The sequence below is a fragment of the Frigoribacterium sp. SL97 genome (assembly GCF_026625765.1).
Taxonomy (GTDB): domain Bacteria; phylum Actinomycetota; class Actinomycetes; order Actinomycetales; family Microbacteriaceae; genus Frigoribacterium.
On record NZ_CP113062.1, the window covers coordinates 1,323,491 to 1,347,361 of the forward strand.

20 protein-coding genes and 1 pseudogene are annotated in these 23,871 nt (G+C 72.1%); 17 read left to right on the plus strand and 4 right to left on the minus strand.

Features of this window, described 5'->3' with window-relative positions; all coding sequences use genetic code 11:
- Positions 1–43 precede the first annotated feature (43 nt).
- Complete coding sequence (locus OVA02_RS06360) at positions 44–1,294, minus strand: MFS transporter (RefSeq protein ID WP_267659444.1); 1,251 nt, start codon at positions 1,292–1,294, stop codon at positions 44–46.
- A 39-nt stretch (positions 1,295–1,333) separates the two neighbouring features.
- Between OVA02_RS06360 and mnmA the strand changes: the two genes are divergently transcribed.
- The 10 genes and pseudogenes from mnmA (at position 1,334) to OVA02_RS06410 (ending at position 12,950) form a co-directional block, all read left to right on the plus strand.
- The gene (mnmA, locus tag OVA02_RS06365) at positions 1,334–2,464 is read left to right on the plus strand and encodes a tRNA 2-thiouridine(34) synthase MnmA (RefSeq protein ID WP_267659445.1); all 1,131 of its coding nucleotides are present in this window, start codon (positions 1,334–1,336) and stop codon (positions 2,462–2,464) included.
- A 10-nt stretch (positions 2,465–2,474) separates the two neighbouring features.
- Positions 2,475–4,826: an NAD-dependent DNA ligase LigA gene (gene ligA / locus OVA02_RS06370; RefSeq protein WP_267659446.1), complete on the plus strand. Its 2,352-nt coding sequence runs from the start codon at positions 2,475–2,477 to the stop codon at positions 4,824–4,826.
- 155 nt (positions 4,827–4,981) lie between these two features.
- Positions 4,982–6,388 carry an alpha/beta hydrolase gene (locus OVA02_RS06375; RefSeq protein WP_267659447.1) on the plus strand — a complete coding sequence of 469 codons (1,407 nt, stop codon included), beginning with the start codon at positions 4,982–4,984 and terminating at the stop codon, positions 6,386–6,388.
- 108 nt (positions 6,389–6,496) lie between these two features.
- Positions 6,497–6,796 carry an Asp-tRNA(Asn)/Glu-tRNA(Gln) amidotransferase subunit GatC gene (gene gatC / locus OVA02_RS06380; RefSeq protein ID WP_043594160.1) on the plus strand — a complete coding sequence of 100 codons (300 nt, stop codon included), beginning with the start codon at positions 6,497–6,499 and terminating at the stop codon, positions 6,794–6,796.
- 2 nt (positions 6,797–6,798) lie between these two features.
- Positions 6,799–8,347: pseudogene (gene gatA / locus OVA02_RS06385) on the plus strand (Asp-tRNA(Asn)/Glu-tRNA(Gln) amidotransferase subunit GatA).
- Positions 8,347–9,846, plus strand: coding sequence for an Asp-tRNA(Asn)/Glu-tRNA(Gln) amidotransferase subunit GatB (gene gatB / locus OVA02_RS06390; protein WP_056048565.1), 1,500 nt, complete (start codon positions 8,347–8,349; stop codon positions 9,844–9,846). Before gatA ends, gatB begins: the two are co-directional and overlap by 1 nt.
- 37 nt (positions 9,847–9,883) lie before the next feature.
- Positions 9,884–10,681: a hypothetical protein gene (locus tag OVA02_RS06395; protein ID WP_123571523.1), complete on the plus strand. Its 798-nt coding sequence runs from the start codon at positions 9,884–9,886 to the stop codon at positions 10,679–10,681.
- Positions 10,674–11,510 (plus strand): DUF3097 domain-containing protein, encoded by an 837-nt coding sequence (locus OVA02_RS06400; RefSeq protein ID WP_192122713.1) that lies wholly within the window; start codon positions 10,674–10,676, stop codon positions 11,508–11,510. Before OVA02_RS06395 ends, OVA02_RS06400 begins: the two co-directional genes overlap by 8 nt.
- Positions 11,511–11,647: 137 nt before the next feature.
- Positions 11,648–12,499, plus strand: coding sequence for a spermidine/putrescine ABC transporter substrate-binding protein (locus tag OVA02_RS06405; RefSeq protein WP_267659448.1), 852 nt, complete (start codon positions 11,648–11,650; stop codon positions 12,497–12,499).
- 52 nt (positions 12,500–12,551) lie between these two features.
- Positions 12,552–12,950: a DUF3054 domain-containing protein gene (locus OVA02_RS06410; RefSeq protein ID WP_267659449.1), complete on the plus strand. Its 399-nt coding sequence runs from the start codon at positions 12,552–12,554 to the stop codon at positions 12,948–12,950.
- A gap of 10 nt (positions 12,951–12,960) precedes the next feature.
- Here OVA02_RS06410 and OVA02_RS06415 read toward each other — a convergent pair whose 3' ends face one another.
- Together OVA02_RS06415 and OVA02_RS06420 are read right to left on the minus strand one after the other, a co-directional pair.
- The gene (locus tag OVA02_RS06415; RefSeq protein WP_267659450.1) at positions 12,961–14,661 is read right to left on the minus strand and encodes a discoidin domain-containing protein; all 1,701 of its coding nucleotides are present in this window, start codon (positions 14,659–14,661) and stop codon (positions 12,961–12,963) included.
- 83 nt (positions 14,662–14,744) lie between these two features.
- Positions 14,745–15,071: a hypothetical protein gene (locus tag OVA02_RS06420; RefSeq protein ID WP_056048554.1), complete on the minus strand. Its 327-nt coding sequence runs from the start codon at positions 15,069–15,071 to the stop codon at positions 14,745–14,747.
- A gap of 191 nt (positions 15,072–15,262) precedes the next feature.
- On the opposite strand from OVA02_RS06420, the gene OVA02_RS06425 reads away from it, so the two are divergent.
- The 5 genes from OVA02_RS06425 to OVA02_RS06445 all read left to right on the plus strand — a co-directional run bounded on the left by OVA02_RS06425 (position 15,263) and on the right by OVA02_RS06445 (position 20,062).
- A complete protein-coding gene (locus tag OVA02_RS06425; protein ID WP_123571520.1) occupies positions 15,263–15,979 on the plus strand; it encodes a DedA family protein in 717 nt (238 codons plus the stop codon).
- A 109-nt stretch (positions 15,980–16,088) separates the two neighbouring features.
- The gene (locus OVA02_RS06430) at positions 16,089–16,937 is read left to right on the plus strand and encodes a hypothetical protein (RefSeq protein ID WP_267659451.1); all 849 of its coding nucleotides are present in this window, start codon (positions 16,089–16,091) and stop codon (positions 16,935–16,937) included.
- A 90-nt stretch (positions 16,938–17,027) separates the two neighbouring features.
- Positions 17,028–18,038 (plus strand): SDR family oxidoreductase, encoded by a 1,011-nt coding sequence (locus OVA02_RS06435; RefSeq protein WP_043594173.1) that lies wholly within the window; start codon positions 17,028–17,030, stop codon positions 18,036–18,038.
- Positions 18,035–19,498, plus strand: coding sequence for a phytoene desaturase family protein (locus OVA02_RS06440; protein WP_267659452.1), 1,464 nt, complete (start codon positions 18,035–18,037; stop codon positions 19,496–19,498). Before OVA02_RS06435 ends, OVA02_RS06440 begins: the two co-directional genes overlap by 4 nt.
- Before the next feature lie 108 nt (positions 19,499–19,606).
- A complete protein-coding gene (locus OVA02_RS06445) occupies positions 19,607–20,062 on the plus strand; it encodes an SRPBCC family protein (RefSeq protein ID WP_267659453.1) in 456 nt (151 codons plus the stop codon).
- 83 nt (positions 20,063–20,145) lie between these two features.
- Here the strand turns inward: OVA02_RS06445 and OVA02_RS06450 are convergent, their stop codons facing one another.
- Positions 20,146–21,828: a long-chain-fatty-acid--CoA ligase gene (locus OVA02_RS06450; RefSeq protein ID WP_123571517.1), complete on the minus strand. Its 1,683-nt coding sequence runs from the start codon at positions 21,826–21,828 to the stop codon at positions 20,146–20,148.
- Positions 21,829–21,951: 123 nt separating this feature from the next.
- Between OVA02_RS06450 and OVA02_RS06455 the strand changes: the two genes are divergently transcribed.
- Positions 21,952–22,770 carry an SDR family oxidoreductase gene (locus tag OVA02_RS06455; RefSeq protein WP_267659454.1) on the plus strand — a complete coding sequence of 273 codons (819 nt, stop codon included), beginning with the start codon at positions 21,952–21,954 and terminating at the stop codon, positions 22,768–22,770.
- 128 nt (positions 22,771–22,898) lie between these two features.
- Positions 22,899–23,816 carry an oxygenase MpaB family protein gene (locus OVA02_RS06460; protein WP_267659455.1) on the plus strand — a complete coding sequence of 306 codons (918 nt, stop codon included), beginning with the start codon at positions 22,899–22,901 and terminating at the stop codon, positions 23,814–23,816.
- Positions 23,817–23,871: the final 55 nt, after the last annotated feature.

Below are 23,871 nucleotides of genomic sequence, written 5' to 3' on the forward strand. Positions count from 1 at the left end.
TGTACCGACGGCGACCCTCGGCGGGAACGGGGACGAGGAGGCGCTAGCGCTGCGAGCGGGGCACGTGCGGTGAGTAGCGGGGCACGTAGCGCACGAGGATCGCCGCACCCACGAGGCCGAGGACGCCCATCACCCCGCTGGCGAGCGAGATCGACACGACCGCGGTCACCCCGGAGATGAGCAGGGGCGCCGCAGCGCTGCCCGCGTCGCCGGTGAAGCGCCAGGCGCCGAGGAAGGGTGCGGGGTCGCCTTTGTCGGCCAGGTCGGCACCGAGCGTCATGAGGATGCCGCTGCCGACGCCGTTGGCCAGGGACATCAGGATCGCGACGGCGACGAACCATCCGACCCTGGCGTCGAGGTCGTGCGTGAACGACAGGGCGAGGTACGAGAGCCCGAGGCCCACCATGCAGGGGACGGCGCTCCAGAGGCGCCCGAAGCGGTCCATGATCTGTCCGCTCGTGTAGAAGAGCGCGAAGTCCACGGCGCCGGCGATGCCGATGATGATCGCGGTCTCGGACGCCCCGAGGCCGATGCTGACGGCCCAGAGGGGCAGCATGACCTGGCGACCGGAACGCATGGCGCCGATCAGGGCCGCCCCGCTGCCGAGCTTCAGCAGCACGCCTCGATGACGCCAGAGGGTCGCGAAGAGGCCGTGTGCCTCCCGGGCGACGAGGTCGGCGCCGTCCTCCGTGCCGCTGCCCGGCCGGACGCCGAAGGCAGCCGACGGGTCGCGCAGGACGAGCAGCGCGATCGCCGCGCCGAGGCAGCCGACGATGTGGACGACGAACGCCGATTGCACGGACCCGGTCAACTCGATGACCCCGGCCGAGAGGAACGGGCCGACGAAGTAGCCGAGTCGGAAGACTCCGCCGAGGCTCGACAGCGCCCTGGCGCGGATCTCGACGGGCACGAAGCTGGTCATGAAGGCGTGCCGTGCGAGGGCGAAGACCGCGGTCGCGAGGCCGATCACCAGCACGCCGACGGCGAGGACGATCTCGTTCGGCGCCAGCAGACAGGTGACGAGTCCGCCGATGCTCACGAGCGAGGCACCGATCATCGCGGTGCGCTCGCCGATGCGGCTGACGAGCCATCCGCTCGGGATGTCGCCGATCAGCTCGCCCACGAGGATGAGCGCGGCGACGAAGCCGGCGAAGGGGAGCGAGGCACCGAGCTCGCTCGCCACGACGGGGATGATCGGGATGATGGCCCCCTCGCCGATGGCGAAGAGCGCCGCGGGCAGGAACGCCGCGAGGGCCACCGACCGCATGCTGAAGGCGGGGGAGGAGGAAGACATGTCGCTCGCCACCCTAGGCCCGCTGCGTACACTTGTCGGATGAAGGTCTTGGCAGCGATGAGTGGTGGAGTCGACTCGGCGGTGGCCGCGGCGAGGGCGGTCGAGGCCGGCCACGACGTGGTGGGCGTGCACCTGGCCCTCAGCCGGATGCCGGGAACGCTCCGAACGGGCAGCCGTGGCTGCTGCACGATCGAGGACTCGATGGACGCCCAGCGCGCCGCCAACAAGATCGGCATCCCCTACTACGTGTGGGACTTCTCCGAGCGCTTCAAGCTCGATGTCGTCGACGACTTCGTCGCCGAGTACACCGCAGGCCGCACGCCCAATCCCTGCATGCGCTGCAACGAGCGCATCAAGTTCGCCGCCCTGCTCGAGAAGGCGCTCGCGCTCGGCTTCGACGCGGTCTGCACGGGTCACTACGCGACCGTCGTCACCGACGACCGGGGCAACCGAGAGCTGCACCGCGCCTCCGCCTGGGCGAAGGACCAGTCGTACGTTCTGGGCGTGCTCACCGCCGAGCAGCTCGCGCACTCGATGTTCCCGCTCGGGGCGACGCCCTCCAAGGCCGAGGTGCGGGCCGAGGCCGCCGAGCGCGGCTTCAGCGTGGCGTCCAAGCCCGACAGCCACGACATCTGCTTCATCCCCGACGGCGACACCCGCGGGTGGCTCGCCGAGCGGGTCGGTGCCGAGACGGGTGAGATCCTCGATCGCAGCGGTGCCGTGGTCGGGTCGCACGAGGGGGCGCACGCCTTCACGGTCGGCCAGCGCAAGGGCCTCAACATCGGCTTCCCGTCCGACGACGGGAAGCCGCGCTTCGTGCTCGAGGTGCGACCGGTCGACAACACGGTCGTCGTCGGACCGAAGGAGGCCCTCGACATCGCCGAGATCGCCGGCGGCTCGTACACCTGGGCCGGGCTCGCCCCGGTCGACCCGACGGTCGCGTTCGACTGCGACGTGCAGATCCGTGCCCACGCCGACCCCGTACCCGCCGTCGCGCGGGTGTCGGAGGTCGAGGGTAAGAAAGAACTCGTGATCACACCTCGCGAACCCCTCAACGGCGTCGCCCCCGGGCAGACCGCCGTCGTCTACGTCGGCACCCGCGTCCTCGGTCAGTGCACGATCGACCGCACGGTCAGCGCCGTGCCCGTGCCCGCAGACGTCACCGTCTGAGGCGACCACGATGAGCGAGACCGGCGACGACGCCTCCGCCTCCGGGCCCGCGGTCGAGACCGACGGCGTCCCCGACGACCTGTCCCAGGCGCGAGACGAGGCCGAACGTCTGACGACCCGCATCCTCGAGCTGCGTGACCAGTACTACGAGGGCAACGGCTCGACCGTCTCCGACGCCGACTACGACGGCCTCGTGCGACGCCTCGACTCCCTCGAGCGGGCTCACCCCGAGCTGCAGAAGCCCGACAGCCCCACGCAGACGGTCGGTGGCCGGGCCGAGACCACGCAGTTCGCCCCGGTCGAGCACGCCGAGCGCATGCTCAGCCTCGACAACGTGTTCAGCGACGACGAGCTCGCCGAGTGGGCGGGCAAGGTCCAGCGCGACGCCGGGGCCGAACGCGTGCGGTTCCTCACCGAACTGAAGATCGACGGCCTGGCGATCAACCTGCGGTACGAGGACGGCGTGCTCGTCACCGCCGCCACCCGTGGCGACGGCGTCGTCGGCGAGGACGTGACCGGCAACGTGCTCGCCATGGGCACGATCCCCGAACGGCTCGAGGGCACCGGCCACCCGCCGCTGGTCGAGGTGCGAGGCGAGATCTTCTTCCCGGTCAGCGAGTTCGACGAACTGAACGCCCAGCAGCGCGAGGCGGGAGAACGCGTCTTCGCGAACCCCCGCAACGCCGCCGCCGGCTCGCTGCGTCAGAAAGAAGAGGGCAAGAGCCCCGAGAAGCGCGAGTTGATGCACGCACGCCTGCGCCGCCTGCGGATGCTCGTGCACGGCATCGGCGCGTGGCCGGTCCGCGAACTCGAGCGTGCGACCGAGGTCCGGTCGCAATCCGAGGTCTACGACCTGCTGGGCGGGTGGGGCCTGCCCATCTCGACCCACTACCGCGTCTTCGACACCGTCGACGAGGTCGAGGCCTTCATCCACGACTACGGGGTGCGGCGCTCGTCGGTCGAGCACCAGATCGACGGCATCGTGGTCAAGGTCGACGACCTCGCCCTGCACGAAGAGCTCGGGGCCACGAGCCGGGCTCCCCGGTGGGCGACGGCGTTCAAGTACCCGCCCGAAGAGGTCAACACGACGCTGCTCGACATCGTCGTCAGCGTCGGACGCACGGGCCGAGCGACGCCCTTCGCCGTCATGGAGAAGGTCGAGGTCGCCGGCAGCGAGGTGCGCCAGGCGACCCTGCACAACCAGCAGGTCGTCAAGGCGAAGGGCGTGCTGATCGGCGACACCGTCGTGCTGCGCAAGGCGGGCGACGTCATCCCCGAGGTGCTCGGCCCGGTCATCGAGCTGCGCGACGGCACCGAACGCGAGTTCGTCATGCCCGTCGACTGCCCCGAGTGCGGCACCCCGCTCAAGCCCGCCAAAGAGGGCGACATCGACCTGCGCTGTCCCAACGCCGAGAGCTGCCCTGCCCAGGTCCGCGGACGCGTCGAGCACATCGCGTCCCGCGGCTCGCTCGACGTCGAAGGTCTCGGCGAGGTCGCGGCGGCCGCGCTGACGCAGCCCGTCGAGCCGGCCACGCCGCCCCTGCGCACCGAGGCCGGCCTCTTCAGCCTGACGATGGCCGACATCTTCCCCGTACGGGTCGTCGTCCGCGACACCGAGACCGGCATGCAGAAGCTCGAGGCCGACGGGCAGCCGAAACTCGTCACCCCGTTCCGCCGGAAGCGCGCCAAGCGCGACGGCGCCTTCGACCCCTCGGCCACCGAGTTCTCGGGTGACGAGACCTCGGTGCCGTCCAAGACGGCGATCGAGATGCTCGCGAACCTCGAGAAGGCGAAGACCAGCCCGCTGTGGCGGTTCCTGGTCGGTCTGAGCATCCGACACGTCGGGCCGGTCGCGGCCCGGGCGCTGGCCAACCACTTCGGCTCGCTCGACGCCATCCGAGCCGCCTCGCGGGACGAGCTCGCGGCCGTCGACGGCGTGGGCGGCATCATCGCCGATGCGCTGCTCGCCTGGTTCGACGTCGACTGGCACGTCGAGATCATCGATCGGTGGACGGCGGCGGGAGTGCAGTTCGCCACACCCGGTCATCCCGGACCGGGTGCCGCCGAGGCGGCGGGTGGCGTGCTCTCGGGCGTGACGGTCGTGGCGACAGGGAGCCTCGAGGGGTTCACGCGCGAGGGCGCACTCGAGGCCATCGTCGAGGCCGGCGGCAAGGCGGCGAGCAGCGTCAGCAAGAAGACGGACTTCGTCGCGGCCGGACCCGGCGCCGGATCGAAGTTGTCGAAGGCCGAGCAACTCGGGGTACGGATCATCGACGCGGAGCAATTCGCTGTCCTCCTTAAGGAGGGCCCGGCGGCTCTCGTTGTCCCCCAGGTGGGGGACGAGGAGGCGCCTGAATCATGATTTCCCTGGTCAGGGGCACTTTCGTTTCCTAGGATGTGAGGACGTGTCGTTCTCCAGCAGTAGGGAGCCGGGGTACAGGCACGTGACTAGGGGGAAGACCCGACGTGCTGTTCCTCGCTGCAGCAATGCTCTCTGCCTCGGTGCACCTTGCCGGGGTGGCCGACGCTCCGACCGTGCCGTCGGCGACCGCCGTGACGCTCGACCGCCCGGCGACCGGACCACTCGTCGTGGCGTCGCCGGACGGCGTCCCGGGGATCGCACCGGTACGGGACGGGCGTGCCGTGCCCGAGCTCGACGGCTGCCGGGAGGTCGAGGCGACCGCCTTCTCGGCCGAGGCCTGCCTCGACCAGCTGGCCCGCGCCTCCTCGGCCGGAGTCGAGCGCTTCGCCGACACCCTCGACGCCGACGGTGACGACGCGACGGCGCTGACGGCGGTGCTCGGTGAGCAGGTCGCACCCGAGGTGACGGCCGCCTGGTGGACCGGGCTGGGCGACGGTCGGCAGGCGGTCCTCGCGCGCAGCGTGCCGGGCGTCGTCGGCAACCTCGAGGGCGTCCCGTACTCGGTGCGCGACACCGCCAACCGGCAGCTCCTGCGGTACGCGACGGTCGCCGTCTCGCAGCGGATCGGTTCGGACGACGAGGAGCCGGGTGACGCCCGTCGTCTGGCCATGCTCCAGCAGGTGCGGGCGACGCTCGACGGGGCGACGAACGACGTCCCCTTCGCCGGGGCGGCCGATCGACACCTCGTGGCGCTCGACACGGTCCTGTCCGGACGCGCGGCCGTCACCGTCGGGGACCTCGACACCGCCGACGACGTCAGCGTGCTCGTCCCCGGCATGCTGTTCACGGTGTCGGACCAGCTCGTGGACTGGACCAACACCGCCGGCGCCCTCCACGACGAGCAGGCCACCTGGGCGACGTTGCTGGGCCGCGGTGGCCCCGGCCCCGTGCCGACCGTCGCCGTCGTGGCCTGGATGGGCTACCAGACGCCCGACCTGACCAACTTCTACGACCTCGGCCTCGCTCGGCAGGGTGCGTCCCACCTCGTGGACGCGCTCGACGGGCTCGACGCGGCCCGGGCGGACGACGAGCCGCGGGTGTCGGTCATGGCGCACTCGTACGGCTCGACGACGGCGACGATCGCCCTGTCGTCCGGACGCGTGTCGGTCGACTCGCTGGTGCTGCTCGGATCGCCCGGCAGCGTCGTCTCCGACGCCGGGGAGCTCGCGGTCCGCGGTCACGACGTGTACGCCGCAGCCGGCAGCTTCGACCCCGTGGCCGGGAGCGGCTTCTTCGGGGCCGACCCGGCGACGGGCGCCTTCGGCGCCGTCGTGCTGCACCTGAGCGGTGGAGCCGACGCGGTGACGGGACACGCCCTGGCCTCCGCCCTCGGGCACAACGACTACTTCCGGGCCGGCACCGAGTCGATGCGCAGCCTGGCCCTCATCGGGCTCGGGCACGGCGCACTCGTCGACGGTCGCACCGGCCAACCGGGCGAGGGCGGTCCGGAGGCGCCCGCCCTCACGCTCGTGCGGCCGCAGGACGTCTACTTCCGCGACTGAGGGTCCGACGCCGCGACCCCCCCCACGACCCCGCGCGTCGGTGCCGCCCCGTAGAATCGTGCGGTACCGCCGCCGCGGTACCCCCGCACGACCACGTGAGAGAGAAGCATGTCCGAAATCACGCGCGAGCAGGTGCAGCACCTCGCCGGTCTCGCCCGCATCGCCCTCACCGAGGCCGAGATCGACACGATGACCGCCGAGCTCGGCCACATCGTCGACAGCGTCGCCAAGGTCCGAGAGGTCGCGACCGACGACGTCCCGGCGACCAGCCACCCGATCCCGCTCGAGAACGTGTTCCGGCCCGACGTCGTGGGCGAGACGCTCACGGCCGAGCAGGCCCTGTCCGGCGCCCCCGACCACGACGGCTCGCGCTTCCGGGTGAGCGCGATCCTGGGAGAAGAGCAGTAGCCATGACCGACACCACCTCGCTCGTCCACCTGTCCGCCGCCGAGCTGTCGACCCGCCTCGCCGCCGGCGACGTGTCGTCGGTCGACGTCACGCGCGCCCACCTCGATCGCATCGAGGCGGTCGACGGGGACGTCCACGCCTTCCTGCACGTCAGCACGGCCGCACTCGACACGGCGGCCGACGTCGACCGCCGCCGCGCCGCGGGCGAGGCCCTCGGCCCGCTCGCCGGCGTCCCGATCGCCATCAAGGACGTCCTCTGCACGATCGACATGCCGTCGACCTCCGGCAGCAAGATCCTCGAGGGTTGGGTGCCGCCGTACGACGCCACCGTCGTCGCCAAGCTGCGCGCGGCCGACCTCGTCCCCCTCGGCAAGACCAACATGGACGAGTTCGCGATGGGCTCGTCGACCGAGTTCTCGGCCTACGGACCCACGCACAACCCCTGGTCGCTCGACCGCATCCCCGGTGGCTCGGGTGGTGGCTCCGCGGCCGCCGTCGCCGCCTTCGAGGCGCCCCTCGCCCTCGGCAGCGACACCGGCGGGTCCATCCGCCAGCCCGGTGCCGTCACCGGCACCGTCGGGGTCAAGCCGACCTACGGGTGTCAGCCGCTACGGCGCGATCGCCCTGGCCAGCTCGCTCGACCAGGTCGGCCCGGTCAGCCGCACGGTGCTCGACAGCGCCATGCTGCACGACGTCATCACGGGGCACGACCCCCGCGACTCCACCTCGCTGCGCGACGCCTGGCCCTCGTTCACCGAGGCGGCCCGCACCGGTCTCGCCGGCGGTGCCCTGCAGGGCGTCCGCATCGGAGTCGTCCGCGAGCTGAACGGCGAGGGCTTCCAGGCCGGCGTCAAGACCCGCTTCGCCGAGGCCCTCGAGCTCATGAGCGCGGCCGGTGCCGAGATCGTCGAGATCTCGGCCCCCAGCTTCGAGCACGCGATCAGCGCCTACTACCTGATCCTGCCGGCCGAGGCGTCGAGCAACCTCGCCAAGTTCGACTCGGTGCGCTTCGGCCTGCGGGTCGTCCCCGAGGGAGGCGGCACCGTCGAGGACGTCATGGCCGCCACCCGCGAGGCCGGCTTCGGCCCCGAGGTGAAGCGCCGCATCATCCTCGGCACCTACGCGCTGAGCGCGGGCTACTACGACGCCTACTACGGCAGCGCGCAGAAGGTGCGCACCCTCGTGCAGCGCGACTTCGCGGCGGCGTTCGACCAGGTCGACGTCCTCGTCTCGCCGTCCGCGCCCACCACGGCGTTCCGGCTCGGCGAGAAGATCGACGATCCGCTGGCCATGTACCTCAACGACATCACGACGATCCCGGCCAACCTGGCCGGCATCCCCGGCATCACGGTGCCGATGGGCCTGGCCGCCGAGGACGGGCTGCCGACGGGGTTGCAGTTCATGGCCCCCGCGCGCGGCGACGCCCGCCTCTACACCTACGGTGCCGCCCTCGAGCAGCTGCTCGAGCAGGGCTGGGGCCACACGCTCATCTCGCGCGCGCCCGACCTGAGCGCGACCGAGCAGACCGCCGCCACCGAGGGAGTCATCTGATGGCCAAGGCAGACCTGATGGACTACGAGAAGGCCCTCGAGCAGTTCGAGGTCGTCCTCGGCTTCGAGGTCCACGTCGAGCTCGCGACCAAGACCAAGATGTTCTCGGACGCCCCGAACTTCTTCGGTGGCGAGCCCAACACCAACGTCACCCCGGTCGACCTGGGTCTGCCCGGGTCGCTGCCGGTGGTCAACGAGCAGGCCGTGCGCTACTCGATCAGCCTCGGCTTGGCCCTGGGCTGCTCGATCGCCGAGAGCTCGCGCTTCGCCCGCAAGAACTACTTCTACCCCGACAACCCCAAGAACTACCAGGTCAGCCAGTTCGACGAACCCATCGCGTTCGAGGGCGAGGTCGAGGTCGAGCTGCCGGACGGGACCGTCTTCGCGATCCCGATCGAGCGCGCCCACATGGAAGAGGACGCCGGCAAGCTGACGCACGTCGGCGGGTCGACCGGTCGCATCCAGGGCGCCGAGTACTCCCTCGTCGACTACAACCGCGCCGGCATCCCGCTCGTCGAGATCGTCACCAAGCCGATCATCGGCGCGGGCGCCAAGGGTCCCGAGCTGGGTGCGGCCTACGTGTCGACCATCCGTGACATCGTGCGGGCCCTCGGCGTCAGCGAGGCCCGCATGGAGCGCGGCAACCTGCGCTGCGACGCCAACGTTTCCCTGCGTCCGCACGGGCAGGAGAAGCTCGGCACCCGCACCGAGACCAAGAACGTCAACTCGTTCCGTTCGGTCGAGCGCGCGGTCCGCTACGAGATCCAGCGTCAGGCCGCGATCCTCGCCGCGGGCGGCACCATCACGCAAGAGACGCGCCACTGGCACGAAGACACCGGTCGCACCTCGGCGGGCCGCCCCAAGAGCGACGCCGACGACTACCGGTACTTCCCCGAGCCCGACCTGCTGCCCGTCGTCCCTCCTCGCGAGCTCGTCGAAGAACTGCGTCTGGCCCTTCCCGAGGCGCCGGTCGCCCAGCGTCGCCGGCTCAAGTCCGAGTGGGGGTTCGCCGACCTCGAGTTCCAGGACGTCGTGAACTCCGGCCTGCTCACCGAGCTCGTCGAGACCGTCGCCGCGGGTGCCTCACCCCAGGCCGCACGCAAGTGGTGGACCGGCGAGATCGCCCGCCTCGCCAACGCGCAGGGCGTCGAGGCCTCGAGCCTCGTGTCACCCCTGCACGTCAGTGAGCTCATCGCGCTCGTCGAGAGCGGCGAGCTGACCGACCGACTGGCCCGTCAGGTGCTCGAAGGCGTCGTCGCCGGCGAGGGCAGCCCGTCCGAGGTCGTCGAGGCCCGCGGGCTGAAGGTCGTCTCGGACGACGGCGCGCTCATCGCCGCCATCGACGAGGCCCTGGCCGGTCAGCCCGACGTGCTGGCGAAGATCCGCGACGGCAAGGTCCAGGCCGCCGGTGCCGTCATCGGCGCCGTCATGAAGGCCATGAAGGGGCAGGCGGACGCCGCGCGCGTCCGCGAGCTGGTGCTCGAGCGGGCGCAGGCCTGATCGACGTGACCACGGCCGCGGCAGGGAGCGGCGCACGATGAACCTCGTCGCGCGTCTGCGCCCCGCCGTGCCCGTGGCCGTCGCCCTCGTCGGCGTGCTCGTGACGCTCGCGGTGGCCTCGCGCGTCCTGCCCGGCCGGGTCGTGATGGTCCACCTCAGCGAGACGGGTGGGTCGGCGTTCGCGGCGAGCCGTGACGACCTCGTCCTCCTCGGCGCCGTGCTCGTGGTCGGCATCGTCGTGACCTGGTCGGTGTCGGCTCTGTTCCTCGCGGTCACGCCCGCCCGCCACGTGCTCGTCCCGCACGCCGCCTTCTGGAAGAACCCGGCCAACCGGGCCGAGATGAGGCGCCGGTACCAGCGCTACCTCGCGGTGGCGACCAGCGCCTCCCTGTGGTTCGTCGCGGCGCTGTTCGTCCTGGCCCTCGTCTCGCAGGGTGGGCCCCTCGCGGCCTGGTGGCTGCCCGCGGCCGTGTCGGCCGCGTTCGTGCTCTTCGTCCTGGGTGGTCTGATCTGGGTGTTCACGGTCGGCTTCACGCCGACCCCGGCGGGCGTCGCGGTCCGCACGGCCGCATCCGACCGCGAGGCGCGGGTCGCGTCGTCACCGTCCTCCACCCGCGTCGCTCTCCCGAAGCCCGACGCGTCGGCGGCGCGTCCGCCGAAGGTGAGCCAGCGCCCGACCGAGGCGACTCCACGGAGCGGCACCGCGCCTCCTGCTCCGTCCCCCCGGCCGGGCCGCACGTCCGGGCGTCCCGAGACCGCACCCGCCGACGGCCCGCGAAAGGGCCCACCCCGCCCCTACCAACCCCGACCACGCTCCGGAGGCCCCCGTGGATGACGACCGGTACGGTGCCGACGTGCTCGCCGGCGACTGGAAGCGCTCGACGAAGCCGGCGCCGACGCCGACCGACGCGGTCCGCGACCTCGTGGTGGAAGAGGTCCGGTCGGGCTTCACGGGCGCGATCGTCCGCGTCGAGGCCGGCACCGTCGAGCTCGAGGACTGGAAGGGCCGGGTGCGGGCCTTCCCGATGTCGGGCTCGTTCTCGATCGACGGCGCCCCCGTGGCGCTGCGGGTGCCGCGGGCGGCGCCTCAGGGTCGGGCGCGCACGGCGTCCGGCTCGTTCGCCGTCGAGGGGGCCAAGGCCCGGGTCGCCCGTCAGAGTCGCATCTTCGTCGAGGGGCGGCACGACGCCGAGCTGGTCGAGAAGGTCTGGGGCTCCGACCTGCGGGTCGAGGGCGTCGTCGTCGAGTACCTCGAGGGCGTCGACCACCTGGCCGACGTGCTCCGCGACTTCCGGCCGGGGCCCGAGCGACGCGTCGGCGTGCTCGTCGACCACCTGGTGCCGGGCTCGAAAGAGAGCCGGGTCGCCGAGGGCATCGCCCGAAGTCCGCTCGGCCGCCACGTGTTGGTGGTCGGGCACCCGTTCGTCGACGTCTGGCAGGCCGTCAAGCCGGGGCGGCTCGGTGTCGAGGCCTGGCCGGTCGTGCCCCGATCGGTCGAGTGGAAGCACGGCGTGTGCGAGGCCATGGGCTGGCCGCACGAGGACCAGGCGGACATCGCGCGGGCCTGGCAGCACATCCTGTCGCGCGTGCGGAGCTATGCCGACCTCGAGCCGTCGGTGCTGGGCCGGGTCGAAGAACTCATCGACTTCGTCACGTCGGGCTGAGTCCCGGCGTCGACGCCAGGGACGCGGCCCGACTCGCGCACCGCCGTCGGCTCCGCCGGGCTGCTCGGACACCTCGATCCCCGGGAATCGCCCGGGCGTGTCGGCGTCCCGGCCGCTTTTCGCCCTAGATTCGAGGCATGGCCGAGCAGATCGAGGGACGTGTGAGCTCTGCCGTCGACGCCTGGCTGCGCTGGCTGCCCCGGTGGCACATCGGCACCGCCCGCGGTCGCACGCGACCGTGTCGGATGTGCCTCGGCTCGCCCGTCGCCACCGCCGCCGGATTCGATCACGACGTGCCGCACGCCGTCCAGCACGCGCTGCTGAACCGGATGCGGCAGATCGTCGACGACGACGTCGACGAGTACACGGCCCGCAACCTCCCGCTCGTCACGCGCGAGCTGCGACTGGCCGAGGCCCAGGAGGCGCGGGGCTACCGACCCGAGCAGGGTCTCGACCCCGAGTTCCAGGGTCTCGATCTCGACCCCGAACCCGAACCGGGCCAGCCGTTCCTCTTCACGCTCGCCGGGCTCGCGGGGATGCCGGCGGACGCCGGCATCGTCCCGCCCGACCCGACCGTCGTGGGCGGGTCCACCGGAGCCACCTCCACGACCGAGCCCGACGTCGCGGCCGCGTCGTTCGACCCCGACGACCTTGACGGCTGGCTGCTGCCGCCGGACGCGGTGACGCCGACCGACGCGCCCGTGCCGGACGTGCCTCGCCCGGCCGCAGGATCGGAACACCGACCGGGTCCGACCCCACGACCCGAGCCCGAGCCCCAGCCCGAGTACTCGGACGAGGCCAAGGCCGCGCTGCGACACGAGATCACCTTGGCGGGCGACCACGCCGAGTCCGTCGGAACGAGCCTGTGCCTGGCCCTGGTGCAGCACCGTCCGCGCATCGCCGAGGCCCTCGACCGCCTCGTGGCCCCCCAGGTCGACGAACTGCTGGCAGAGTTGTCGCGCGCACTCGAGCAGCCGCGGTCGCGCTGAACCCGAGCGACCCGGTCCGCGGCGCGTGCCGACGTCACGAGAGGACACCGAGATGACCCGCACCAGCCCGACCTCGTCCCCGACGACCCGGCGGCGGGAGGTCGGCCCGGCCTGGTGGCCGATCGTCGTCGACCTCGTCGCGGTCCTGGCCTTCGTCGTCATCGGCCGTCGCAGCCACGCCGAAGGCCTTGACCTGCCCGGCCTGCACGGCACGCTGTGGCCGTTCGTGGTCGGCTCGGTCGTCGGCTGGGCGAGCGTGACCGGCGTCCGCTGGCCGCTGTCGGCCGTCCGCTCGGGAGCGGTCGTCTGGGTCTCCACCGCCGTGATCGGCGTGCTGCTCCGTGTGGTGAGCGGTCAGGGTGTGCAGGTCAGCTTCGTCGTCGTGACGGTCGTCGTGCTCGGCGTGTTCGTCGTGGGGTGGCGAGCGGTCGCCGCCCTCGTCCGCCGCTGACGCGGAGACGTCAGACGACGCGGACCGAGCGGGCCTCGATGCCCACGTTTCCCCGGCCGTCGAGCGCGTAGACGTAGATCTTCCACACCCCGGGGCGGGGCGGGGCCTGTACCGTCATGGTCCCCGGCCCCGTGGTGGTCGCCGGCAACGGCCGGAGGGACTCGTCCCCGTCGACGTACCGGCTCGTGGCGTAGACCCGGTAGGTCACGGGGTCGCCGTCGGGGTCGGTCACCGAGGTCGTCAGCGTGACGGGTGCGCCCGGGCGCACTCCCGAGGCCGGGGACAGCGTCATGGAGCGCACGACGGGCGACGTGTTGGTGGGCGCTTCCCCGCCGTAGGCGCGTTGGACCGCGAAGTACGACAGCCGACGGAGGCCGTCGGTCCGGAGGTTCAACCAGACGCCGGGCTCGTCGTTCTCGAGGCCGTAGTTGAAGACGGTGGCCCCGAGGGCGACGCCGGGATGGGACAGGACGGCCTGCCACGCGGCGGTGTAGGCCCGGGCCTTGGCCTCGTCGCCGGGTTCGAGCGGGATGCCGTTCGCGTCGTCGGGGACCTCCCACGAGCCGGCCGGACCGGTCTCGGTCACCAGGTAGGGCTTGGTGTAGCCGCCGGAGATCCACCCGTCCTCGAGGTACCCGACACCGCCGTACGAGTTGACCGAGTAGAAGTCGAGCGACGGAGCGTGCTCCTCGTAGTACGAGAGGGCGCCGATCCAGGCGTCGGTCGAGGTGACGGGGTGGCCCGGGTCGATCGAGTGGATCGTCCGGGCGACCTCGTCGACGAAGCGGGCGTAGGCGACACGTTGGCTCTCGCCCTGCCCCAGCATCACCTCGTTGCCCACGTCCCATGCCAGGAGGCTCGGCCGATCCCGGTAGGCGGCCACGGTCGAGCGGATGGTCGCCAGGGTGGCCGTCTTGTACGCGGTGTCGCCGACGTAGTCGACGCCGTGGTCGAGCCACAGGCCGGCGACGACGTGGAGACCGGACGCCGACGCGGCGTCGAAGAGGCGCCCCGAGCCCGTGTCGGTGCCCCAGGTGCGGACCGTGTTGGCGCCCATCGAGGCGATGTCGGGGAAGTGGGTGGCCGCCTCGGCGACCGGGGCGCCGTAGGTGACCCCCTCGACCATGAAGGGCCGCCCGTCGACCTCGAGGCGCCACGAGCCGGCACCACCGGCGAGCCGGACGCCCGGAGTGGTGGACGGCGACCCGGTCCGGGACCCACGCACCGTCAGCTCGGACAGCGAGTACCCCGTGCCCGTGGCCGAGACCGTCGCGAGCACCCGGACGTGCCTCCCCGTCCCCGCCACGTCGTACGTGTCCGTGCCGCCGTCACCCCGGGTCGTCGACGCCAGCGTGCGCCAGGTCTTGCCGGTCGACGAGATCTGGACCTCGTAGGCCGTCGCCGGGGCGTCACCCCACTGCAGCGAGACCTGCGACACGTCGACCTGCGGCCCGATGCTGACCTGCAACCACTGCGAGCCCGCCCGCGCGCTCCTCCAGCCCGTCCGCCCGTCGCCGTCCACCGCGGCCGCTGCCGGGGTGGACCGCGAAGCGACCGACGAGGCCCCCGCACTGCGTCCCTGCGAGAGGACGGCGTCCGAGGCCCGGGCCGCGACGGAGGCCTGGGCCGTCACGAGGGCCGCGACCAGGGCGACCGTCATCATCGTGGCGATCGCCAGACGGCCCGCGCTCGCGCGCCTGGCACCCTGCATGACCGCCCCCTCCGTCGCCGTCGGGCCCACGGTACGGAACGGACCCGAACCGGGTCAACGCCTCGAAAGGGGGGAGGCGCGGGTCAGCCGCGTCGCTTGGCGCTGTTGTCGAGACTGGGCTCGTCGGTGAGGACGAGGCCGGACGAGCTGTTCGACGAGGCCGTCAGCTCGGTGAGCCAGTCACGGTTGATCGACGGCACCCGGCCGCCGGAGTACTTGAAGTAGAGCGGGATGCCGGCGTCCAGCCAGATGCTGCTGCGACCGTCACCGACCTTCTGCGTGTCGCGCCACGAGAAGAAGAACGACTCGCGGCGACGCAGCTTGGTGGCGATGACGATCTGGAGGTGTTCGAGCACGCGGTCCTCGAACTCGACCTCGATGCCCGAGGTTCCGTAGATGAGCGATCCCATTGGGGTCCTGTTTCGTGAGTGTGTCCGGCGTCGGAAACCAAGCCGACACAGGTCAATGTAGCAAGCGATGCGGTGTTCCCCGTCAGGCGCAGCCCACCCGGGCGTTGTGGGCGGACGCGCAGGCTGCCCCGCCATACTCGGGGCTGCCGATCCGTTGCGCCCCCGAGCGCCCGACCGACCACCTGGGACCCATGACCTCGACAGCCCTCGTCCTCCGCGCCTCCTCGTCCTCGAGCCAGGACGTCGTCGCCGACCTCGACGGCCTCGTCGGGTTCGCCGCCCGCGTCATCGACGCCCTCGGCGAGTGGGGCGTCGCCCTGCTGACCTTCGTCGAGACCGTGTTCCCGCCGATCCCCAGCGAGGTCATCCTGCCGCTGGCCGGGTTCCTGGCCGGCGCCGGGTCGATGAACATCGTGCTGTTGATCGCGCTGAGCACCCTCGGCGCCTACCTGGGCGCCCTGGTCCTCTACGGGCTCGGGGCCGGTCTCGGCCTCGACCGCAGCATCCGGTGGCTGGCCAAGCTGCCGCTGGTCGACCGCCACGACTTCGAGAAGGCGGCCGGCTGGTTCGAGCGCCACGGACGGTCCGCGGTGTTCTTCGGCCGGTTCATCCCGGGCGTGCGCAGCCTCATCTCGCTTCCCGCCGGTGCCGAGCGCATGCCCCTGCTGGTCTTCTCGGTCTTCACGATCGTGGGCAGCGGCCTCTGGAACGGGCTGTTGATCGGGTTGGGCGCCGCCCTCGGCACCCAGTACGAGCTCATCGACCGGTACGCGAAGTACCTGGACTACGTCGTGTACGCCGCCATCGCGGGCGTCGTGGTGTTCCTCGTCGTCCGGTCGGTGCGCCGCCGTCGAGCCGGCGTCGACGACGCGTCGCGTGACGCCGTCGATCAGGACGTTCGCGGCTGACGTTCCGTCGCCGTCCAGGCGGCGGGCCGGGACGATCCGTACCGTGGTGGGCAGACCGACGTCGCGCCCCGCGTGCGGCACCGAGCACACGATCCGACAGGACACCACCATGGGAATCCTCGACCGCCTCCTCGGCCGCGAGCCGCAGCAGGGCCAGCCGCAGCAGCCCTCCGCTCCGCAGGGCTACCGGTACGGGCAGCAGAGCTACGAGCAGCCCGCCGCCCCGCAGCAGGGGTACGGCCAGCAGGGGTACGACCAGCAGGGCTACGGCCAGCAGTCGCCGGTCCCGGCCTCGTCGGCCGGCACCGGCCCGGCCCGCAGCGACGACGAGATCGCCGTCGAGCGGTATCGCTACCTGCTGAAGACCGCCCCGCCCGAGACCATCGAGCAGGTGCACGCCGAGGCGTTCGCGAAGCTCAGCCCCGAACAACGCCGTCTCGTCTTCGACCAGCTGACGGCCGAGTCGAGCCCCGGCGAGGCACCGCGCGGCGACGACGCCGGCTCGCTCGCCCAGGCCGCCACCCGGTCCGAGCTGCGTCGACCCGGGACCCTCGAGCGCACCCTCGGCGGCGGCCCGGACGGACGGCAGCAGATCGGGCCGAACGGCCAGCCCCTCCGTCAGGGCCCCGGCATGGGTTCGATCATCGGCGGATCGATCCTGGGCACGGTGGCCGGTTACGTCATCGGGTCGACCCTGATGAGCGCGTTCCTGCCCGACGCCGGGGCGACGGCGGACGGCGGCGAGGGTGACGACGCCGGCGGCGACCAGGGCTCCGAGGGCGAGGGCGGTGCGGACGGCGGTGCCGACGCCGGCACCGAGACGGCCAGCGACGGCGGCGGCGACTTCGGTGCCGACGGGGCCGGCGACTCCGGCGGGGGTTTCGGGGACTTCGGGGGAGGCGACTTCGGGGGAGGGGACTTCGGCGGAGGCGACTTCGGCGGAGGCTTCGACATCTGACACCTGGGCATCACCCCCGGGACGGACCTCCGGTCGCGGACTAGCGTCGGGGGTCCGTCCACGATCCGCCGAGAGGCCCGAGGGAGCACCATGACCAGCACGAGAACCGCCGTCGTCACCGGAGGGTCCGCGGGACTCGGCCGGGCCACCGTCCGAGAGCTCGCCGCGCGCGGATGGGACGTCGCGATCCTCGCTCGGGGACAGGACGGGCTCGACGGGGCCGTCCGCGACGTCGAGGCCGCCGGTCGCCGTGCGCTGGGCATCTCGACCGACGTGGCCGATCGCGCCCAGGTCGAGTCGGCCGCCGATCGCGTCGAGGCTGAGCTCGGGCCGATCGACCTCTGGGTCAACGACGCCATGGTCGGTGTGTTCGGCGAGTTCCTCGAGACGGACCCCGACGACTTCGAGCGGGCCACGGCCGTCAACTACTTCGGCTTCGTCAACGGCACTCGTGCGGCCCTGTCGCGCATGGTGCCCCGCGACCGCGGGCAGGTCATCCAGGTGGGATCGGCGCTCGCCCACCGAGGCATCCCGCTCCAGGCCTCGTACTGCGGCGCGAAGCACGCCGTCCAGGGCTTCACCGAGTCGGTGACGACCGAGTTGATCCACAACAAGAGCTCGGTGCGGATCAGCACGGTCGACATGCCGGCCCTCAACACCATCCAGTTCAACTGGGTGCGCTCGACCCTGCCCGAGCACCCCCAGCCCGTGCCGCCCATCTTCGAACCCGAGGTCGGGGCCCGGGCGATCGCCGACGTCGCCGACAAGCCGCGTCGCCGGACCTGGCTTGGCGAGCCCACCGTCATGACGGTGCTCGGCAACCGGTTCGTCGCGAACTTTCTCGACGTCTACCTCGCCAAGAGCGGGTACTCCGGCCAGCAGGCTCCCGACAAGAGCGAGCCCATGCTGCCCGACAACCTCTACGAGCCCACGGCCGGTGACCACGGGGCTCGCGGCATCTTCAGCGACCGCGCGCGCACCACGAGTCCGCAGGTCTGGTACACCCGCAACCGCGCCCTGACCGTGGGGGCCGTGGTGGGGGCGTCCGCGGCCGCCACCGCCGCCGTGGTGGGTCGGGTGACCCGCGGGCGTCGGGCATGAGCGCCGCGCCCGAGGTGGACGCGGTCGTCGTCGGTGCGGGGCCCAACGGTCTCGCGGCGGCCGTGGTGCTCGCTCGGGCCGGTCTCCGCGTCGAGGTCGTCGAACGGGCCGACACGATCGGTGGGGGAGCGCGCACCCAGGAGGCGACCCTGCCGGGCTTCCGCCACGACATCTGTTCGGCCGTGCACCCCATGGCCCTCGCGTCGGGGTTCTTCCAGCGGTTCCAACTCGACCGCCGGATCGAGCTGACGGTCCCCGACATCTCGTACGCCCACCCGCTCGACGGCGGACGTGCCGGCATCGCCTACCGGGACCTCGACCGGACGGCGGACGGGCTCGGTGTCGACGGGGCCGCCTGGGCGCGCCTCCTGCGGGGTCTGGTCGAGACCGAGCCCCGCATGGCGAAGTTCACGATGCGCGAGCTCGTCCGGGTGCCGGACGACCCGGTGACCCTCGCACGCTTCGGTCTGGCCGCCCTGTCACAGAGCGGCCCCTGGTGGAACGCCGGGTTCTCGGGTGACGAGGCCCCGGCCATGCTCGCCGGGGTGATGGCCCACGCGATCCGCCCGATGCCGAGCCTGTCGACCTCGGCCGCCGGACTCGTCCTGGCCGTCCACGCGCACGCCCGGGGCTGGCCGGTGCCGACCGGTGGCAGCCAGTCGATCGTCGACGCCATGGCCGACGACGTCCTGGCCCACGGAGGCACCATCACGACGGGCGTGGACGTCACGTCGATCGACGAGCTGCCGAGGGCGAAGGCCACGATCTTCGACACGAGCGCCCGTGCCCTGGCCGACATCGCGGGCAGTCGTCTGCCCGACCGGTACGAGCGCGCCCTGCGGCGCTTCCGGTACGGGAACGCGGCGGCCAAGGTCGACTTCGCGCTGTCGGGGCCGGTGCCCTGGGCGAACGACGAGGCCCGGCGCAGCCCCACGCTGCACCTCGGGGGGACGCGGGCCGAGATCGCCTCGGGCGAGCACGACGTCGCCTCGGGTCGACACGCCCGCACGCCGTACGTCCTGGTGGCCCAGGCGGGCGTGGTCGACGGCACGCGCGCCCCCGACGGTGAGCAGGCCCTGTGGGCGTACACGCACGTGCCGCGCGGGTCCACGGTCGACCAGACCGAGACCGTCATCGCCGGCATCGAGCGCTTCGCGCCGGGGTTCCGTGACACGATCCTGGCCACGAACAGCCGCACAGCGGTCGACCTCGAAGCGCACGACCCCAACTACATCGGCGGCGACATCGCCGCCGGGGCCCCGAGCGTCTGGCAGCTGGCGGCACGGCCGACGCTGTCGACCGAACCGTGGCGCACGCCGACGCCTGGCCTCTACCTGTGTTCGTCCTCGACCCCGCCGGGCCCCTCGGTGCACGGGCTGGGTGGCGCCTACGCCGCGCGCAGCGCCCTGAAGCACGAGTTCGGCATCGACCGGCTGCCGTACCTCGGAGTCGACTCCTGATCGCGTCGACTCCCGACGGGGGAGGCGCCCGACGCCCGATCTGATCCACGGCGGCAGGGGCGCGTCAACGGGGTGCGCCGCGCGCGGGGACCGTGCCAGGATCGACGGATGAGCACCACGCACCGCTTCATCGAGGCCTCACCCCACGACGTCTTCGACGTGCTGAGCGACGGGTGGCTCTTCACGAGCTGGGTCGTCGGGTCGGCGCGCATCCGCGAGGTCGAACTGACCTGGCCGAGCGTCGAGGCCAGGGTCCACCACTCGTTCGGAGTCTGGCCGTTGGTCATCGACGACGAGACGACCATCCTCGAGTGGGACCCTCCGGTCCGGGCCGTGTTCCACGCCAGGGGCTGGCCGATGGGCGAGGCCCGGGTCGAGATCGACGTGCGCAACCGCATGGGCGGCTGCTTCGTCACGATGACCGAGTACGCCGTCGCGGGCCCCGGTCGGCTGGTGCCGAAGGCCCTGATGGACCCGCCGCTGCACTGGCGCAACAGAGAAGCGCTGCAGCGACTGGCCTGGTTGGCCGAGGGTCGCATGACGGATCGCGTCTCGCCCAGCTGAGCCGCGCCTCCTGAACCGCGGCCGCGGGTGGACCGACCCGCACCTGCCGACCGTCGTCCGGTCGAGGAGGCGCGGGTCCGGTCTCAGCGCTCGGCCAGCGAGTCGCGTACCTTGCGGCGCAACACCTTGCCGATGAGCGACCGGGGGAGGTCGTCGACGACGACGATGCGCCGCGGCACCTTGTACGGCGTGAGGTGCTTGCGCGCGAACGAGCGCAGGGCCGCGACGTCGACGTGGGCGCCCGGCTTCACGACGATCGCGGCGGCCACCTGTTCGCCGCCGGGGGTGGGCAGACCCACGACCGCGGCTTCGGCGACGCCCTCGAACCGGGTCAGGACCTCTTCGACCTCGGACGGCGAGACGTTGAAGCCGCCGGTGATGATGAGCTCCTTGATGCGGTCGACGATGCGGACGAACCCGTCGTCGTCGATGGTGACGATGTCCCCGGTGCGGAACCAGTCGCCGTCGACGAAGACCTCGCCCGATTCTTTCGGCTTGCGGTAGTACCCGCTGAAGACCTGCGGGCCACGGACGATCAGCTCGCCGCGTTCACCGGCCGCCACGTCGACCGTGGGGTTCTCGGGGTCGACGACGCGCACCTCGGTGCCCGGCAGGGGCAGACCGACCGTGCCGGCGCGGCGCGTCGGACCGACGGGGTTGGCCATGAGGACGGGCGAGCACTCGGAGAGCCCGTAGCCCTCGACCAACCAGCCGCCGGACTCGGCCTCCCACGGCTCGACGACGTCGGCCGAGAGCGGCATGGCCCCCGAGATCGCGACGTCGACGCCCTTCAGTGAGACGCCGGCGTCGTCGGCGGCCTTCTGCAGACGGGCGTAGATCGGGGGGACCGCGGGCAGGAAGGTCGGCGGGTGCTTCTTCATGACCTTGAGCACCAGCGCCGGGTCGAAGGCCGGGAAGAGCACGAGTCGGGCGCCCATGCTCATCGCGAAGGTGAGGCAGAGCGTCAGGCCGTACGCGTGGAACATCGGCAGCACCGCGTAGACGACGCAGGTGCCGCGCTCGATCGTCGGCACCCAGGCCTGGGCCTGCGCGGCGTTCGACAGGAGGTTGTGGTGCGTCAGCTGGGCACCCTTGGGCGCGCCCGTGGTGCCGCTCGTGTACTGGATGACCGCCAGGTCGTCGGTGGCCGGTCGCGGGTGCCTCGCCTTGATGCGGGACGAGCCGACGACCTTCTCCCACGGCGTGGTGCCCGTCACGGTCGTCGTGAGGCGCTCACGGGACTGGCGGGCCTTCTTGATCGGCAGGGCCAGGGCCGCCCGCGTGGTGAACGGCATCGCCCGGGTGACGTCGACCGAGACGAGGTGATCGACGGCCACGTCGTCGGGGAAGGCCTGGATGGTCTCGACCACCTTGTTCCAGGCGATGGCCACCTTGGCGCCGTGGTCCTCGAACTGGTGACGCAGCTCGCGCGGCGTGTAGAGCGGGTTGTGCTCGACGACGATCGCGCCGAGGCGCAGCACCGCGTAGAACGCGACGACGTGCTGCGGACCGTTCGGCAACACGATCGCGACGGTGTCGCCGTGGCCGACCCCGAGCTTGCGCAGCCCCTCGGCCGCCCGCGCGATCTGGTCGACGAGCTCGGAATAGGTGGTCGTCGCCCCGAAGAACTCGAGCGCCACCGCCCTGGGGTACCGCGCCGCGGAGGCCTCGACCAGGTCGAGCAGCGAGCCGTCGACCGGTTCGAGGTCGTGCGGCACGCCGGGTGCGTAGGAGTCGAGCCAGGGACGAGCGCTGTCGGTGGTCACCGGGCCACTCTATCGACCGCCGGGCGTACCCCGTGGGCTCGGTGCCGGCTGGCAACCTGACCGCGGACGAGGAGGCGCGGCGCAGCATGGTCCTCGACATCACGAAGAGAGGAACGACACATCGTGAGCAAGGTCTGGTTCATCACCGGTGCATCCAAGGGCTTCGGCCGCGAGTGGGCCGAGGCGGCCATCGAACGCGGCGACAAGGTCGCGGGCACCGCACGGAAGATCGACGACGTCACGCCCCTCGTGGACGCGTACGGCGACTCCTTCCTGCCCCTCCAGCTCGACGTCAACGACCGTGCGGCCGACGTCGCCGCGGTGCAGAAGGCCGCCGAGCACTTCGGACGACTGGACGTCGTCGTGAACAACGCCGGCTTCGGCCATTTCGGCATGATCGAGGAGATCACCGAGGACGAGGCCCGTGCCCAGCTCGAGACGAACCTGTTCGGCGCCCTCTGGGTGTCACAGGCGGCGCTCCCGATCATGCGCGAGCAGGGCTCGGGTCACATCGTCCAGGTGTCGAGCATCGGCGGCATCAGCGCCTTCCCGACGGTCGGCATCTACCACGCCTCGAAATGGGGGCTCGAGGGCTTCAGCCAGTCGCTGGCCCAGGAGGTCGCGGGCTTCGGCATCAAGGTGACCCTCGTCGAGCCCGGCGGCTACTCGACCGACTGGTCGGGCCCCTCCGCCTCGCGCAGCGACGAACTCGAGGCCTACGCCGACGTCCGTGAGGCCGCGTCGAAGCGTCCCTCGGCCGCCGACCCCGGCGACCCCACGGCCACCCGTTCCGCGATCCTCACGGTCGTCGACGCCGACGAGCCGCCGCTGCGCGTCTTCTTCGGCAAGGCGCCGCTCGAGATCGCCACGAAGGACTACGAGTCGCGTCTGAAGACGTGGAACGAGTGGCAGCCCGTCTCGATCGAGGCTCACGGGAACTGAGACCCACCCCGAGTCGCACGCCGCGCCTCCTGCCCCTCCCCGGGACGCAAGAGGCGCGGCGTGCGTCCGGCGGGACCGCAGACGGCGTCCGCCGCGAGCGTCCAGCCACCGCGGCGCATGATCGAGGCATGCCCGCACTGACCGAACCGCTCCGCGCCCGCCTGCAGTACACCTTCAACGGGCAGTACACGGGCACGCCCGAGTGGGTCACCGACCTCGAGAAGGGCGACGACGAGGGGTTCTTCCTGCCGGGCTCGGCGGTGTGGGCCGTGCACGGCGCCATGTCGACCATCCCCGCCGGCGTGCGGGCACTGCTCGTCCAGGCGCTGCACCCGGGGGCGCTCGCCGGCGTCCACGACCACTCGCGTTTCCGCGAGGACCCGCTCGGCCGTCTCGCCGGCACCATCCGCTGGATCTACACCGTCTCGTACGGCAGCCGCGAGGCCGCCACCCACGCGTCGAACTGGGTGTCACGCCTGCACACGAAGGTCGTCGGCACGTACGACGACCGGAACGGCGTGACCCACGACTACGCCGCCAACGACCCGGAGCTGCTCAGCTGGGTGCACATGGCCTTCGCCGACTCGTTCCTCGCCGCCTACCTCGAGTGGGGCCACGAGCCGATCCCCGGGGGACCCGACGCCTACATCCGCGAGTGGGCGACGGCCGGCGAGCTGATGGGCGTGCCGAACCCGCCGCGCAGCGTCGCCGAGATGCAGTCACAGCTGATGGACTTCGACCGCCGGGGCGTGCTCGAGCGCACCGCGCGCACCGACGACGTCGTGAAGTTCATCAAGCGGCCCCCGCTCTTCCCCGCCCTGAAGGTCGGCTATCCCGTGCTCTTCAACGGCGCGGTGGGCACGCTGCAGCCGCGCTTCCGCGAGTTGCTCGGGCTGCGCGCGCCGCACGTCGGCCCGATCGGCATCCCGACCCGGGCGCCGGCGCAGGCCATGCTCGCGGGCGTCGGGGGAGTCCTCGGCAAGCGACCCGTCGCCGAGGAGCACGCCCTCGCCCGGCTCGACCGCATCGGATGGACGGCCGCCTGACGGACGACCCGGGGCACCGGGACCGTGGCCCCACGGCCCCCTGACCGGGGAGGGC